The organism is Aquabacterium sp., from assembly GCF_049274795.1.
GTDB lineage: Bacteria > Pseudomonadota > Gammaproteobacteria > Burkholderiales > Burkholderiaceae_C > Aquabacterium.
This window is the reverse complement of sequence record NZ_JBASTH010000061.1, coordinates 17,837-33,817: the sequence shown is the minus strand read 5'-3', so window position 1 is coordinate 33,817 and position 15,981 is coordinate 17,837. Positions and strand designations below refer to the sequence as shown.

The window sequence follows — 15,981 nt, the reverse complement described above, 5'->3', positions numbered from 1 at the left end:
GGTCACGCAGGTCGATGAAGATCACGCCGCCGTGGTCGCGGCGACGGTGGGCCCAGCCCATCAGCGTCACGGTCTGGCCCATCAGCGCTTCGCTGACCAGACCACAGTAAGTGGTGCGCATTGTTGTTCTCTCCAGAGGGAGGGGAATTTGAAAAGAGGAAATCAGGCGGCCGGGCGCGGCAACTGAACGCGCCGCCCGGCTCGGAACCCTCGATTGTCCGTCAGGAATGGGCCTTTGGCGCGGAGGGCGGCGACACGACCCCCATCGAGATCACATATTTCAGTGCCTCGTCCACCGACATGGACAACTCCACCACCTCGGCGCGGGGCACGATCAGCATGAAGCCGGAGGTCGGGTTGGGGGTGGTGGGCACGTACACCGTCAGCATGTCGCCGGGCAGGTGCTCGGCCACCTCGCCGCCGGGCTTGCCGGTCACGAAGGCGATCGTCCAGGCGCCCTGGCGCGGATACTGCACCAATACCGCATGGCGAAAAGCCTGTCCGCTGGACGAGAACAGCGTGTCCGAGACCTGCTTGACCGAGTTGTAGATGCTCTTGACGATCGGGATGTTGGAGAACACCCGGTTGGACTGCGTCACCAGCCACTGGCCGGCGATGTTGGTCACGGCCAGGCCTGTCAGCAGCAGGGCCAGCACCATCACGATCACGCTCAGGCCCTGGATCTCGCGCAGCTTGGTCAGCGCTGGCGCCAGGCTGGCGGGCAGCACGGTCTGGGCGGCCACGATCAGCCAGGCAAAGATGCCATCGAGCAGGCCGACGACGCTGGTCAGCACCCAGACCGTGACGGCCAGGGGCAGCCACACCAGCAAGCCAGTGAGGATGTATTTGCGGAAAGCGGCCGACATCAATGACAAGCGCAGGAGCCAGCGCAACCGGCGGCGCCCGACGAACCGCCGGAATCCGAAGATGAAGAGGAGGACGACGCAGAGGATGCAGAGGGCGCATCACCGCCGCTGGACGGCGTGGCCGTGTCGGCCTCCGGTGCAGCGGCCGCCGCACCGGAGGCTGCTGCGGCACCGCCCCCGGAACCACCCCGGAAATCGGTCACGTACCAGCCCGAGCCCTTGAGCTGGAAGCCCGCGGCCGTCAGTTGTTTCTTGAAGCTCTCCGCACCGCAACTGGGGCAGGTGGTGAGCACGGGATCGGACATCTTCTGCAAGACATCCTTGGCATGACCGCAGGTTTCACAGCGGTAGGCGTAGATCGGCATGGGTACCCTCGGGTTTTCCCGTCATTTCGGCAAAGACGCCATTCTAATTGGGGGCATCGCCCGGCCGTCTCAAGAGATGAACGGCCGATGCCCCCTCAGGCACGGGAAAACCGTGCGAAAGGCGCAGGCCGAGGGGCTGAGCGCGCCTGCTCAGGCCTTGGAGGCCGAGCCGCCAGCCATCACCGTGGCGCGGTGCTTGTGGTGGTGGTCGCCGATCAGTTGGGGCCCCAGCGAGCCCGCCAGCATGCCGACGACGGCCGTCAGCAGCCCGGCCAACTGGCCCGGGAAGGCCTCGCCCCAGGGAGCGTGGAAGGTGAAGGCGGCCAGGGTGCCGATGCCCAGCAGGATGGACAACACCGCCCCCTGCGTGGTGGCGCGCTTCCAGTACAGACCGGCCACCAGCGGCACGAAGGCGCCCACCAGCGGCACTTGGTAGGCGGCCGACACCATTTCGTAGATCGAGGTGCCCTGCATCTGGATCGAATAGCCCAGCACCAGCGCCGTGAACACGAAGATCGTGATGCGCAGGGCCAGCAGCACCTGGCGGTCGGTCATGCCGGGCTTGATGTTGCGCAGGATGTTCTCGACGAAGCTGGTCGAGGGCGCCAGCAGCGTGGCCGACGAGGTCGACTTGATGGCCGACACCAGCGCGCCGAAGAAGAAGATCTGCGCGATGAAGGGCATGTGCGTCAGGATCAGCGTGGGCAGCACCTTCTGGGCATCGTTGGCCAGCAGATCCTTGGTCTGTGCCGGCATGATGATCAGCGACGAGGCCACGATGAACATGGGCACGAAGGCGAACAGCAGGTAGCTGAAGCCGCCGATGATGGCGCCCTTGCGGGCCGTGTCGGCATCCTTGGCCGACATCACGCGCTGGAACACGTCCTGCTGCGGGATCGAACCGAACATCATCGTGATGCCGGCGGCGATGAACCAGATCCATCCATTGGCGGTGTGCTCGGGCAGGATCTTGAACCAGTTCTGTTCGCTGGCCAGGGCCAGCACATTGCCCGCGCCGCCGGCCTGATCGGCCGCCAGCACGGCGATCAGCGACAGGCCGACCACCAGCACGATCATCTGGATGAAGTCCGTCCAGGCCACGGCCAGCATGCCGCCGATCAGCACGTACACCAGCACCAGCGCTGTGCCGATCGTCATGCCCCAGGCCGGCGTGAGCTCGCCCCCCGACAGGATGGTGAAGACCAGGCCCAGCGCCGTGATCTGCGCGGCCACCCAGCCCAGGTAGCTCAGGATGATGGCGATGGAGCAGAAGATCTCCACGCCCTTGCCGAAACGCTCACGGTAGTAGTCACCGATCGTCAGCAGGTTCATCTTGTACAGGCGGGCCGCGAAGAAGGCCCCCACCAGCACCAGGCACATCGAGGCGCCGAACGGATCCTCGATCACGGCGTTCAGGCCGCCTTCGACGAACTTGGCCGGGATGCCCATCACCGTCTCGGCACCGAACCAGGTGGCGAAGGTGGTGGTGATCACCATCACCAGCGGCAGGCTGCGGCCGGCCACGGCGAAATCGGCCGTGTTCTTGATGCGGGTACCGGCATACATGCCGACGCCCATCGTCACGAGCAGGTACAGAACCACGAAGGCGAGCAGGGTGGTGTTCATCTCAAGGACATCCGGAACAGCGAAGGACACAAGGGAAGGCGAACCGGCGCGCAGTGTATGCGATCCGATACGCCTGCCTGGCGCAGGCGGCTCAGAAAATGCCGAGCACGTGCAGGCGCATCAGCACCTGGGCGGACACCAGGCCAAGCACGAAGCCCAGCGCGACCCACACCACGGCCGACAGCAACCGGTTTGTCTTGCGCTGCTCACGCAAGATCGCGGCCAGGTCCTGCCGCAGTTCGTCATTGCCCGTCTCCAGGCGGTGGTGGATCAGGCGGGGCAGCTCGGGCAGCAGCTTGGCGTAGCGGGGCGCTTCCTTCTTGAGGCGCTGCAGCAGGCCGCGCACCCCCACCTGCTCGTGCATCCAGCGCTCCAGGAAGGGCTTGGCCGTGGTCCACAGGTCCAGATCCGGGTCGAGCTGGCGGCCCAGACCTTCCACATTGAGCAGCGTCTTTTGCAGCAGCACCAGTTGGGGCTGCACTTCCACGTTGAAGCGGCGCGAGATCTGGAACAGGCGCATCAGCACCTGGCCCAGCGAGATCTCCTTGAGCGGGCGGTCGAAGTAGGGCTCGCACACGGTACGCACGGCGCCTTCGAGTTCGTCCACCCGGGTGTCGGGCGGCACCCAGCCGCTTTCGATGTGCAGTTCCGCCACGCGCTTGTAGTCGCGGTGCAGGAAGGCCATGAAGTTCTGCGCCAGGTAGTCCTTGTCGACTTCGGTGAGCGTGCCGATGATGCCGAAATCCAGCGCGATGTACCGCCCGAAGCTCTCGGGCGCCAGGCTGACCTGGATATTGCCCGGGTGCATGTCGGCATGGAAGAAGCCGTCGCGGAACACCTGGGTGAAGAAGATGGTCACGCCGTCTCGGGCCAGCTTCTTGATGTCGACACCAGCCTCGCGCAGGCGCTGCATGTGGCTGATGGGCACGCCCTTCATGCGCTCCATCACCATCACGGTGGTGGTGCAGTAATCCCAGTACATCTCGGGCACCAGCACCAAGTCCAGCCCCTGCATGTTGCGGCGCAGCTGGGCGGCGTTGGCGGCTTCGCGCACCAGGTCCAGCTCGTCGTGCAGGTACTTGTCGAACTCGGCGACCACCTCGCGGGGCTTGAGGCGCCGGCCATCGTCGGACATGCGCTCCACCCAGCGGGCCAGCTTGCGCATCAGGGCCAGATCGTCATCGATCACCGACAGCATGCCGGGGCGCAGCACCTTCACCGCCACCTCGCGGCCATCGTGCAGCACGGCGAAGTGCACCTGGGCGATGGAGGCGCTGGCCACCGGTGTCGGATCGAACTCGCGGAACACCTCGGCCAGCGGGCGGCGGAAGGCCTTCTCGACCAGGCGGATCGATTCTTCGCTGGGGAAGGGCGGCACCCGGTCCTGCAGCTTGGCCAGCTCGTCGGCCACATCAGGGGGCAGCAGGTCGCGCCGCGTGGACAGCATCTGCCCGAACTTGACGAAGATGGGGCCCAGGCGCTCCAGCGCGATGCGCAGGCGCTCGCCGCGCGGGGCGTCCAGGTTGCGGCCGATGGACAGCACCCGGCCCAGCAGCGTGAGCACGGGGTGGCGCAGGCTGCCCAGCAGCAGGGTGTCCAGCCCGTAGCGCAGACCGATCAGCCCGATGTAGAGCGGGCGCAGCGACGTACGCAGCTTGCGGCGCATGCGGGGCCCGGTCAGTGGCCCGAGCCGCGGGGGGCGTCGGCGGCGCTGCCGGGGCGCAGGCGGCTCAGGGCCTGCTTCACGCTATCGGCCACCGTCTTGAGCAATTGGGTGGGGGCCACGCCCAGCCAGCGGGCCAGGTCGTCCTCGATGTCCCAGCGTAGGTTCTTCATCAGCCAGGACACAGCCTCGGCCAGGGCGGCGTCACCTTCGATGGTGACGGGCGGTCGCTCGCGCTTGAAGGCCAGGCGCACGGCCTGCAGCGGATCGGGCAGGTCCACTGTGACGCTCAGGCCACCGCTGGGCGGTACCGGGGTGTCGGCAGCAATGCTCGGTTCAGCCCACTCCAGCAGGCCGGCGGGGGTGATCAGCAGGCCCACATGGCGGGGCAGCGGCTCGGCCAGCTTGGTCGCCCAGGCGGCGCTGTCCGGCAGGCGCAGGTGCAAGTCGATGCGGCGCCCGGCGTGGGGCTTGAGCTTGTGCACCGCAGCCGGTTCGCTGGCGATGACGTGGTTGGCCAGCAGCACCAGACGGGCCGTGGCGGCGTTGCTCAGGGTTTGAAGCAGGGGAGGCAGCATGGGCCCATTGTAGGTGCCGCCACACCCCTTGCTTGGGGGTGCGGACAAGGCCGTGTCGGCAGGCAGCACAAGATATGCTGCGGCGCAACAGACTGATTTGTAGCAGGGTGAATCATGTCTCTTCTGTCATTTTTTTTGATCCACAATCGTCCATTCAGATCTTACGGCTGGCAGAGCCGGGGGGCAGCCAGCGGTTCTCATGTTCAATAACCGAAACTACAACCGGACATTCTTCAACGCGCCGCAGTCGGTCACCTCCTTCGTTGCTGCCTTCCTGGAGCCGACGATCACGGTGGTGACCTTTCTGGTCGTCATGGCCTGGCATGGCGAGCCGGTGTTCCGCGCTTCCATGGCCCTGTGCCTGCTGGTGTTCGCGCTGACCTTCCCCGGCCGCAACCGCTTCTACGACAACCGCCTGGAGGCGGCGGTGGACATCACCACCTCCTGGGTGTCCATGTTGGCCATCCTGTGGTTGTGCGGCTATGCCACCAACAGCCTGCATTTCTTCGATTCCGATGTGATGCTGACCTGGGGCGTGCTCACGCCCCTGCTGCAGTGGGCCGCCGTGCTGATCGGCAAATGGGTGCTGTCGCACCGGGCGGCGCAGCCGTTCGCACGCCGCCGCGCCATCGTGGTGGGGGCAGGGCCGCTGGGCGGCAAGGTGGCACGTGCCCTGCAGGGCAACAGTGAGCGCGGCACCGAGTTCGTGGGCTACTTCGATGACCGCACCGACGGTCGTGTGCTGCCCGAGGCGGTCAGCATGCGCTTGGGCGGCCTGAGGGATGTCGCCAACTACGTCTACACCCACGGCATCCACGAGGTCTACATCACGCTGCCGCTGGGATCGCAACCTCGCATCGTCGAACTGCTTGAGGCCGTGCAGGGCACGACCGCATCCCTTTACTTCGTGCCCGATGTCTTCGGCATCAGCATCATCCAGGGGCGCCTGCAGGACATGAACGGCGTGCCCGTGGTGGGCATCTGCGAAACCCCGTTCACCGGCACGAACGCGCTGGTCAAGCGGGTGTCCGACATCATCCTGGCCGCCATCATCCTGGTGATGATCTCGCCCATCCTGGCGGCGCTGGCCATCGGCGTGAAGCTCAGTTCACCCGGCCCGATCATCTTCAAGCAGCGCCGCAACGGGCTGGATGGCGAAGAGATCATGGTCTACAAGTTCCGCTCGATGCGGGTGATGGACAACGGCGCCGTCGTCAAGCAGGCCACCAAGGGCGACCCGCGCATCACGCCTTTCGGCGCCTTCATCCGCAGAACCTCGCTGGACGAGCTGCCGCAGTTCGTCAACGTGCTGCAGGGCCGCATGAGCATCGTGGGCCCCCGTCCGCACGCCGTGGCCCACAACGAGGAATACCGCCGCCTGATCAAGGCCTACATGGTGCGCCACAAGGTCAAGCCGGGCATCACCGGATGGGCCCAGGTTAACGGCTGCCGTGGGGAAACCGAGACCATCGAGAAGATGCAGGCTCGGGTTGAATACGACCTGGAGTACCTGCGCAACTGGACGTTGGCGCTGGACCTGCAGATCATCATCCGCACGGTGCGCTTGATGGTGTTTGATCGTAATGCTTACTGAGTGATTGATGAACAAACCGGACCGAGCTGGAGTTGGCATGACATACAACCAAGGATGGGCCCCCCTGCGCACCCTGATTGCTGCGGCGGTGGTGCTCATGGCGGTAAGCCCTGCGCAGGCCGAAACACCTCTGAGTCTTTCGGTCTCGCAATCCTTGCGGTATGACAGCAACATCATGCGGGACAACAACAATAAATACAGGGATGGGGTGTCGAGCACCGCTGTGACCGTTGGATTGGATAAACAATATGGGCGCCAGTCGTATAAGGCGTCGTTGACGGGTAATGTCAACAAGTACAAGAACACAAAAGAGCTGGATCATAATGGGTATAATATTGAGCTTGGTTTTACCTCCACGCTTGCGTCCAACTGGAACTTCATGTTGGATCATTACAATACCAAACAGATGCAGAGTTTTGAGCAGCAGTCGAGAGAGCGATATGCTGAAAGTATTATTTCTCGCGTGACGCAGGGTGTTCTCCAATATGGATTGTATGGTCGGTGGTCATCGAGTCTGACGCTTGGGCAATCACAGGCAAACTATGCAACCAAGGATGTATATGACAAGAGTTCAAAGTATGTTCGGATGGGTTTGAGGCATAGTCCTACCGATTTGCTATATTTTGATTTTGGGGTTCGCGGGACCAAGGGTGATAGTCCAAATTATCCTCTTTTGGATGGAAGCGTTCTAGGGGATCCTTTCAGGCGGATGGACTACGAGTTGATCTCGCAATGGGTTGTTACTGGATACAGTCGTCTGAATACTCGCGTAGGTTGGACGCAGGAAAGGCACAGCAGGGATTCGCGGCGGGACTACAACGGTTTGACCGGCAATGTGCGCTGGAGCTATTCGCCGACAGGCAAAACGACCTACTCGGTAGCTATTGACCGGGATACAAACAATGCGGGTGGTAGTAGTCTGGAAAGTTATATTACTGACCGCGCTACCGGGCTGCCAGTGGTTTTTCAGGGTCTTTATACCTCGCAGAATCGTTTGACGACAGGGTTGGTGTTGGGCGTTAATCACAGCGCCACGGCAAAAATATCTTTAAACGTTGGGTTTACTTATCGGCGATACGAGGAGGAGATTCGACAATTGCAGGATGGTCTTTTGGGTTCGAGTTCGGGTTCGACCAGTCGCAACGGCGACTACAGGTCATTCTCTTTGGGGGCGAATTATCAGATTCATCGTGCGGTGAATATGGGGTGCACTGTGGAGAAGTATGGTCGCACCGCGTCTCTTTTCAGTCGCGAATACGATGGCGAGCAAGTCATTTGCAATGCCTCTGTGAAATTTGATTGACGCGACAGCATGGCTTCAAATCATGTGCTGCTGACGGGGGCCGCCGGCTACATCGCTTCGCATACTTGGCTCGCGCTGCTGGATGCCGGCTACCAGGTACTGGGCATCGACAATTTCTGCAACAGTTCGCCCCAGGCACTGGAGCGCATTCAGGCGCTGTCAGGCAGATCACTCGACTTTGTGCGGGGGGATGTGCGCGACGCCTCGGTGCTGGATGAAGCCTTCGCGTTGGCCGCCAGCCGTGGTGGGCGGGTTTCCGCTGTGGTCCATTTCGCCGCGCTCAAGGCTGTGGGCGAGTCCGTCGAGAAGCCGCTGGCGTATTTCGACAACAATATCGGCGGCCTTGTTGCCACATGCCAGGCCATGGAACGTCATGGCGTCACCAAGCTGGTGTTCAGTTCATCTGCCACGGTGTATGGCCAGCCCAAGCAGTTGCCAATCACAGAAGGCGCGGATCTGCAGGCTACCAACCCCTACGGTCAGACCAAGCTGTTTGGCGAAGAGTTGCTGCGTGAACTTGAGCGTTGCAATCGAGCCTGGAAAATCGCCTACCTGCGCTACTTCAACCCCGTGGGTGCCCACCCCAGCGGCCAAATCGGCGAAGACCCCCGTGGCATTCCCAACAACCTGATGCCCTACGTGGCCCAGGTGGCCGTGGGCAAGCGTGCCCATCTCAATGTCTTCGGCAACGACTACGACACACCCGATGGCACAGGTGTGCGCGATTACATCCACGTGTGTGATCTGGCCGAGGGGCATGTGGCGGCGCTGCGTTACCTGGATGAGCAGCAGCAATCGCTCACCGTCAATCTGGGCACGGGGCAAGGCTACAGCGTGGTCGAGGTGGCCAAGGCTTATGAACGTGCCAGTGGCAAAGCCATCCCCCTCGTTTACGCGCCCCGTCGCGCGGGTGATGTCGCGGCCTGCTATGCTGACCCGGCATTGGCAGAAACCCTGATGGGCTGGAAGGCTCGCCGGGGCCTCGATGACATGTGCGCCGATTCCTGGCGCTGGCAATCACTCAATCCCCAAGGTTTCGGGGGCTGATCCACCGGCCCCCTTCAAGTTTCGAGCACTTCCCACCCTCATGGCTGTCTTCGACGTTCTACCCGTGATCATGGCCGGCGGTTCCGGCACTCGCCTGTGGCCGCTGTCGCGCGCGCTGTACCCCAAGCAGTTTCTGGCGCTCAACGGTCCGCAGACGCTGTTTCAGCAAGCCCACCTGCGCCTCAAAGGCTTGAGCGCCGATGACATCACGGTGGCGCAACCTTGCATCGTCGGCAACGAGGAACACCGCTTCCTGGTGCTTGATCAACTCCGCGAGGTCAAAGCCGATCCTTCCAGCTTGCTGCTCGAGCCCGTGGGCCGCAATACCGCGCCAGCGGTGGCACTGGCCGCCCTGCAGGCCACGGCCGATGGGCAGGATCCGATCCTGGTGGTGACACCCGCCGATCAGACCGTGGTCGATGTGCCGGCCTACACCGCTGCGCTGCAGACCGCCATCCGTGCGGCGGCCAGTGGCGATATCGTCATCCTGGGCATCACGCCTGATCGTCCTGAAACCGGCTTCGGCTATATCCACGCAGGCGATGCTGCGGCCGATGGCGCTCACCTCGTGCAGGCCTTCGTCGAAAAGCCCGACCGCCAGACCGCCGAAGGCTACCTGGCCAAGGGTGGCTACTACTGGAACAGCGGCATGTTCGTGATGCGCGCCTCGCGCTGGCTCGCGGCGCTGGCGCACTTCCGCCCGGACATCGCCCAGGCCACGGAGGCCGCCTTCAAGGCCCGCGTCACCGATGCCGCCTTCGTGCGCCCCGACAAAGCCGCGTTCAGTGCTGTACCGTCCGAATCCGTCGACTACGCCGTGATGGAGCAATGCCCTCGCCAGCCTCAGGCCGGCTTCACGGTGCGCATGGTGCCGCTGGATGCGGGCTGGTCCGATCTGGGGGCCTGGGATGCCGTGTGGCAGGTCAGCCCGCAGGATGATGCTGGCAATGCCGCAGAAGGCGATGCCTTGATCCACGACAGCCGCAACACCCTGGTGCACGCCACTTCGCGCCTGGTGGCCACCGTGGGCCTGGACAACGTGGTCGTGGTGGAAACGCCCGATGCCGTGCTGGTGGCTGATCGCAGCCGCAGCCAGGACGTCAAGAGCATCGTGACGGTCTTGAGCCAGCAGGATCGCCCTGAGGGCAGCCTGCACCGCCGTGTACACCGCCCCTGGGGCTGGTACGACAGCATCGACTTCGGCCCGCGCTTCCAGGTCAAGCGCATCATGGTCAAGCCCAAGGCCAAGCTCAGCCTGCAGATGCACCACCACCGCGCTGAGCACTGGATCGTGGTCAGCGGCACGGCCGAGGTCACCTGCGGCGACAAAGTGATCATGCTGGGCGAGAACCAGTCCACCTACATCCCGCTGGGCTCCACGCACCGCCTGGCCAACCCCGGCACCATTCCGCTGGAGATCATCGAGGTGCAGTCAGGCAGCTATCTGGGTGAGGACGACATCGTCCGCTTCGAAGACAACTACGGGCGATCGAGTTGATACGCCAGGCGCTGCATGAACGGTGAACAGCTGGTGCATTTCAAGTGGCCCGTGCGGGTCTACTGGGAGGACACGGATGCCGGTGGCGTGGTGTTCTACGCCAACTACCTGAAGTTCTTCGAGCGTGCCCGCACCGAGTGGCTGCGCAGCCTGGGCCCGGCCCAGGAGGCCATGCGCAGCGCAGGGCAGGGCATGTTCGTGGTCAGCGAGACTCGCATGCGCTATCTGCGCCCGGCACGCCTGGATGACGAACTGACCGTCACCGTGCGCCTGACCGACACCGGGCGTGCCAGCCTGGCCGTGGCCCAGCAATGCTGGCGCGGTGAGCAGTTGCTGGTCGAAGGCGAGATCCGCATCGGCTGGGTTTTGCCGCAGCCTGACGGGCGGCTCAAGCCCGGGCGCATGCCGGCCGAGGTGCTGGCCGCGCTGCCCGTTTACACGGATACCGCACAATCCTGATCATCCGTGGTCATTTCGGCTCTGTGCCAAGATGACGCCCTTGCATCCGGAGGCATTTCTACATGAACCAAGACCTGTCCATCCTCGAGCTGGTGCTCAACGCCAGCCTGGTGGTCAAGATCGTGATGGTGTTGCTGCTGAGCGTGTCGCTCGTGAGCTGGACCATCATCTTCACCAAGGTGATCGGCCTGCGCCGCGTCAAGGCCGACAACGACGAGTTCGACCGCGAGTTCTGGGCTGGCCGCACCTTGCAGGAGCTCTACCAGGACGCCAGCCGTGGCGATGGCCCGGCCGCACCCCAGGAGCGCATGTTCGCCGCCGGCATGCGCGAGTTCCTCAAGCTGCGCGAGAAGAAGGTGCAGGATGTGCCGGCGTTGCTCGATGGCGCCCGCCGCGCGATGCGCGCCAGCTACCAGCGCGAGATGGACCTGCTCGAATCGCGCCTGGAGTTCCTGGGCTCGGTCGGGTCCGTCTCGCCCTATGTGGGCCTGTTCGGCACGATCTGGGGGATCATGCACGCCTTCACCGGCCTGTCCAACCTGCAGCAGGTGACGCTGGCCACGGTGGCGCCCGGCATCGCCGAAGCCCTGGTGGCCACGGCCATCGGCCTGTTCGCCGCCATCCCTGCCGTGCTGGCCTACAACCGCTTCGCCCGCGACATCGACCGCATCGCCACGCAGTTGGAGTCCTTCATGGAAGAGTTCTCCAACATCCTGGCGCGCAATGCGATGTTGACGGCGCCGGCCCCGGCGGCCGATGTGGGCCGCGCCTCCACCTTCCGCTGAGCGGCGCACGAAAGGCAAGCCATGGCCGATTCCAGCCTGCGCAGCCGTCGGCGGCGCACTAAGAACGAGATCAACATGGTCCCGTTCATCGACGTGATGCTGGTGCTGCTGATCATCTTCATGGTCAGCGCGCCGCTGATGCCCACCGGCGTGGTGGATCTGCCCAGCATCGGCAAGGCCAAGCAGGCCCCCGACAAGGTGATCGAGGTCGTGCTGGGCAAGGACAACGCCCTGACGGTGAGCATCGACAAGAGCACGCCCGTGGCCATCGACCTGGCCGGCCTGGCCGAGCGCGTCAAGGACGAGCAGGACCGGGCCGCTGGCGGCCCCGACAGCGCCCCCGTGATCATCAGCGCCCGCAAGGACGTCCAGTACGACTCGGTGGTACAGGTGATGGACAAGCTACAGCGTGGCGGCGTCAAGCGCGTCGGCCTGGCCGTGAGGACGACCGGAGGCTGACGGGTGGCCATTGGTGTGATCGATCCCTCCGGACCGGTGCTGCGCCCGCGCGGCACGGAAGACTGGCGCCCGGGCCTGGCCATGGCCCTGGCCGCCCACGGCCTCCTGCTGCTGGCGCTGCTGTTCAGCGTGAACTGGCGCACCACGCAGACCGAGGCGGTCGAAGCAGAGATGTGGTCCGAGATCCCGAGGGCAGCCGTTCGTGCGGCCCCGCCGCCGGAGCCCGCACCCGAGCCAGCGCCGGAACCGGCCCCTCCGCCACCGCCGCCTCCTGCCCCGGCCCCCGAGCCCGCACCACCGCCGGAGCCTATCCCGGCCGAGGTGCAGGTGCGCAAGGAGCCGCCCAAGCCGGTCAAGACCAAGCCGCCGAAAGAGGTGTTCGACTCCACGCCGCCGAAACCGGTCAAGAAGCCTGAGCCGAAACCCGAGCCCAAGCCTGCTCCGAAGCCGAAGCCGGAGCCCAAACCCGCACCCAAGCCGGCACCGGCCGAGCCCAAGCCCGCGGCCAAACCGACACCAGCCCCGCCGCCTGGCGCTACTGCCGCCGAACGTGAGAAAGCGCGCAAGGACGCGCTGGCCCGCATGATGGCCGATCTGGGCGGCCCCGCATTGAGCTCGGCCGGGCCCAGTGGCGGCAACTACGCCGGGCGCATCATTGCCCGCGTCAAGCCCAACATCCTGTTCACGGACACCGTGTCCGGCAACCCCGTGGCCGAGGTCGAGGTGCGTGCCGCCGCCGACGGACGAATCATCGGCCGCAAGCTGATCAAGTCCAGCGGGCTGCCGGCCTGGGACGACGCCGTGCTGCGGGCCATCGACAAGACCGAGGTGCTGCCCGCCGATGAGCGCGGCAAGGTGCCGTCGTCGATCCAGATCGAGTTCAAATACCGCGATCTCTGAGCCGCCAGCAGGGCTTCAAGGGAGATAAGCGCGCGATAAGTCACGCATTTGGCAGCATTCCCTTGCCATTGTTTTCATAGCATGGCATCTGTGAATGCGAGGCTTGCGCAGGCCTCGCCTGAAGGAGATCCATGTCTGAGCCCTCGCTGCCGCCGCTGTCCTGGTCGGTCGATCCCGACGCCCCGGGCGACCTGTCCCCCCTCTCTATGGAGGGAGAGTCCGCCACGTCGATGGCGGTCGAGGATGACGATGCCGGTGACGCGTTCCGCTGGCCCACCCCCCCGTTTGCCACCTACCCCGCGCCCACGCCACAGCGCGAGCACGAGGCCTGCGAGTTCGAAGGGCTCAATGGCAAGCTGATGAAGGGCCGGCTGGTTTTCTTCGAACCCGAGGAAAACCTGGCTCAGGTGCAAGTGCCCCCCGCACGCACCACGATGCCGCTGCGCTTCAGCCAGTTCCGCACGCTGTTGCTCACGCGCGCCTGCAAGCCCACCGTGCACTCGGACGATGCGGATCCACATGCGTCCATGCTCGAGCAGCGGCCCATCTCCGATTTCGTGGTGCACCTCAAGGCTGGTGGCGAGATGGAAGGCACCACCATCGGCCATGTCGAGAAGGACTTCGGCCTGTTCCTGTTCCCGCCGATGGACGGCCAGGGCTCGGTCAGCCGCCTGTTCGTGCCGCGCGAGGTCTATGCCAGCTTCGAGGTTGGCCCCCGCATCGGCGAGGTGCTGGTGTCCACCCAGTCGGTCACGACGGCGCAGGTGGAGCAGGCCGTCGAGGTTCAGCAGCAGATGCGCAACCAGAAGCTGGGCGACATCCTGCTGACCAAGCACGTGGTGTCGGCCGACCAACTGTTGATGGCGATCGAGCAGCAGGGGCGCATGCCCATGGTGCGCATCGGCGAGGCGCTCACGGCCCTGGGCCTGATCACCGATGCACAACTGTCCGAGGCGCTGGAAGAGCAAAAGCGCGACCGCAGCGTGCCGCTGGGTGAGCTGCTGGTGCGCCTGCAGATGGTGTCGCGGCAGGATCTGCTCACGGCCCTGGCCCGCAAGATGGGCTACCCGCTGGTGGACGTGCAGAAATTCCCCATCGAGCCCGAGGCGCTGCGCAAGGTGCCCTACAACGTCGCCTCTCGCCTGGAGGCCCTGCCGCTGCTGCTGCGCGAGTCCAGTCTGATCGTGGCCGTGGAAGATCCCAGCCGCCGCCTGACGCTGTCGGAGCTGGAGTTCATCGCTCAGTGCAAGATCGTGCCGGTGCTGGGCCAGCCCGCCCACATCCAGTGGGCCCTGCAGGATGCCTACGGCAAGATCGGCGCGGACATGTCCGCGGGCATGTTCACCAAGATGTCGGGCAGCGCCTCGATGCCGCTGGACCTGGACCCGGCGGATTCCAACGCCCTGGTCGCCAACCTCGAGAAGGAGGGCATCGATGCCGTCAACCTCGAGGAAGACAAGTCCATCGAGCAGAGCGACAACTCGCTGGTGCGCCTGATCAACACCATGATCGTTGAGGCCCACCAGCAGGGCGTGTCCGACATCCACATCGAGAGCTATCCGGGCCGCGAGAAGATCAAGATCCGCTTCCGCAAGGACGGCGCCCTGGTGCCCTACCTGGAGCTGCCGCACAACTACCGCAGCGCCGTGATCGCCCGCATCAAGATCATGTGCGATCTGGACATCTCCGAGCGCCGCAAGCCGCAGGACGGCAAGATCAACTTCGCGCGCTTCGTGCCTCAGTACAAGATCGAGCTGCGTGTGGCCACCATCCCCACCAACAACGGGATGGAGGATGTGGTGATGCGGATCCTGGCCTCGGCCAAGCCGCTGCCGCTGGACAAGATCGGCTTGAGCCCCTGGAATTTGGCCAAGCTCAAGGAGGCCATGGAGCGCCCCTACGGCCTGGTGCTGTGCGTGGGCCCGACCGGCTCCGGCAAGACCACCACGCTGCACTCGGCGCTGAGCTTCATCAACGTGCCCGAGCGCAAGATATGGACGGCCGAAGACCCGGTGGAAATCACCCAGCCCGGCCTGCGCCAGGTTCAGATCAACCCCAAGATCGAGTGGACCTTCGCCAAGGCGCTGCGGGCCTTCCTGCGGGCCGACCCCGACGTCATCATGGTCGGCGAAATGCGCGATGGCGAGACCGCCAGCATGGGTGTCGAAGCCTCGCTCACGGGCCACTTGGTGCTGTCCACCCTGCACACGAACAGTGCGCCTGAGACGGTCACCCGCCTGCTCGACATGGGCATGGACCCGTTCAACTTTGCCGATTCACTGCTGGTGGTGCTGGCCCAGCGCCTGGTGCGCCGGCTGTGCACCCAGTGCCGCGTGAGCGAGCCGGCCACCGAGGAGCAGATCGACGAGCTGCTGGCTGATTACCTGCACGTTTGCCCCAGGGACGATGCGAGATTCACGGCCGATGTCATCCGAAGTGACTGGTTGACGCGTTTCGGTAGAGAAGGGCGCCTGCTTCGCCACACCAACACGGGCTGCGCGCACTGCAACCAGACCGGTTACAAAGGCCGCGCGGGTATCCACGAACTGATGGCGGTGAGCCGGGATCTGCGCCGTTTGGTGCAGACCGGCGCCCGGGCGGAGGAGTTGCAGCGTCAGGCTTTGGCCGATGGCATGCGCACACTTCGGCAAGACGGCATCGAAAAGGTGCTGGCGGGCCTGACGAGCATGGAAGAGGTGCGTTCGACCAGCAATGCCTGAGGCTGGTGCACGCTGGGTGATTTCGGCAACATTGCGCTCTGGAAGGGTTTGTTGCGCGGGCACAGCACCCGCAAGGCGAAAAAGGTGCAAGATAGGCACCAACAAGTCACGGATCAAA

At 64.5% G+C, this 15,981-nt stretch carries 14 protein-coding genes; 9 read left to right on the top strand and 5 right to left on the bottom strand.

What is annotated here, in order from left to right; genetic code table 11:
• Positions 1-221: 221 nt before the first annotated feature.
• From WAQ08_RS09325 to WAQ08_RS09305, 5 genes are all read right to left on the bottom strand, one after another.
• Complete coding sequence (locus WAQ08_RS09325; RefSeq protein ID WP_422191209.1) at positions 222-866, bottom strand: DUF502 domain-containing protein; 645 nt, start codon at positions 864-866, stop codon at positions 222-224.
• A complete protein-coding gene (locus tag WAQ08_RS09320) occupies positions 866-1,231 on the bottom strand; it encodes an FmdB family zinc ribbon protein (protein WP_422191207.1) in 366 nt (121 codons plus the stop codon). Before WAQ08_RS09320 ends, WAQ08_RS09325 begins: the two co-directional genes overlap by 1 nt.
• 150 nt (positions 1,232-1,381) lie before the next feature.
• Positions 1,382-2,857: a sodium:solute symporter family protein gene (locus tag WAQ08_RS09315; protein WP_422191205.1), complete on the bottom strand. Its 1,476-nt coding sequence runs from the start codon at positions 2,855-2,857 to the stop codon at positions 1,382-1,384.
• A gap of 91 nt (positions 2,858-2,948) precedes the next feature.
• A complete protein-coding gene (gene ubiB / locus WAQ08_RS09310; protein WP_422191215.1) occupies positions 2,949-4,511 on the bottom strand; it encodes a ubiquinone biosynthesis regulatory protein kinase UbiB in 1,563 nt (520 codons plus the stop codon).
• 23 nt (positions 4,512-4,534) lie between these two features.
• Positions 4,535-5,098, bottom strand: coding sequence for a hypothetical protein (locus WAQ08_RS09305; protein WP_422191203.1), 564 nt, complete (start codon positions 5,096-5,098; stop codon positions 4,535-4,537).
• A gap of 199 nt (positions 5,099-5,297) precedes the next feature.
• On the opposite strand from WAQ08_RS09305, the gene WAQ08_RS09300 reads away from it, so the two are divergent.
• From WAQ08_RS09300 to WAQ08_RS09260, 9 genes are all read left to right on the top strand, one after another.
• Positions 5,298-6,692: an undecaprenyl-phosphate glucose phosphotransferase gene (locus WAQ08_RS09300; RefSeq protein ID WP_422191201.1), complete on the top strand. Its 1,395-nt coding sequence runs from the start codon at positions 5,298-5,300 to the stop codon at positions 6,690-6,692.
• 37 nt (positions 6,693-6,729) lie between these two features.
• A complete protein-coding gene (locus WAQ08_RS09295; protein ID WP_422191199.1) occupies positions 6,730-7,995 on the top strand; it encodes a hypothetical protein in 1,266 nt (421 codons plus the stop codon).
• 9 nt (positions 7,996-8,004) lie between these two features.
• Positions 8,005-9,042, top strand: coding sequence for a UDP-glucose 4-epimerase GalE (galE, locus tag WAQ08_RS09290; protein ID WP_422191197.1), 1,038 nt, complete (start codon positions 8,005-8,007; stop codon positions 9,040-9,042).
• A 40-nt stretch (positions 9,043-9,082) separates the two neighbouring features.
• Entirely contained in the window at positions 9,083-10,540 is a 1,458-nt protein-coding gene (locus WAQ08_RS09285; protein WP_422191195.1) for a mannose-1-phosphate guanylyltransferase/mannose-6-phosphate isomerase, read from the top strand.
• A gap of 15 nt (positions 10,541-10,555) precedes the next feature.
• Positions 10,556-10,999 carry a tol-pal system-associated acyl-CoA thioesterase gene (ybgC, locus tag WAQ08_RS09280; protein ID WP_422191193.1) on the top strand — a complete coding sequence of 148 codons (444 nt, stop codon included), beginning with the start codon at positions 10,556-10,558 and terminating at the stop codon, positions 10,997-10,999.
• Positions 11,000-11,061: 62 nt separating this feature from the next.
• Positions 11,062-11,784: a protein TolQ gene (gene tolQ, locus WAQ08_RS09275; RefSeq protein WP_422191191.1), complete on the top strand. Its 723-nt coding sequence runs from the start codon at positions 11,062-11,064 to the stop codon at positions 11,782-11,784.
• 21 nt (positions 11,785-11,805) lie between these two features.
• The gene (locus tag WAQ08_RS09270; RefSeq protein ID WP_422191189.1) at positions 11,806-12,243 is read left to right on the top strand and encodes a biopolymer transporter ExbD; all 438 of its coding nucleotides are present in this window, start codon (positions 11,806-11,808) and stop codon (positions 12,241-12,243) included.
• Positions 12,244-12,246: 3 nt separating this feature from the next.
• Positions 12,247-13,143, top strand: a complete 897-nt coding sequence (locus tag WAQ08_RS09265) for an energy transducer TonB (RefSeq protein WP_422191187.1) — start codon at positions 12,247-12,249, stop codon at positions 13,141-13,143.
• Between the two features lie 131 nt (positions 13,144-13,274).
• The gene (locus WAQ08_RS09260) at positions 13,275-15,863 is read left to right on the top strand and encodes an ATPase, T2SS/T4P/T4SS family (RefSeq protein WP_422191185.1); all 2,589 of its coding nucleotides are present in this window, start codon (positions 13,275-13,277) and stop codon (positions 15,861-15,863) included.
• The last annotated feature ends 118 nt before the right edge of the window (positions 15,864-15,981 follow it).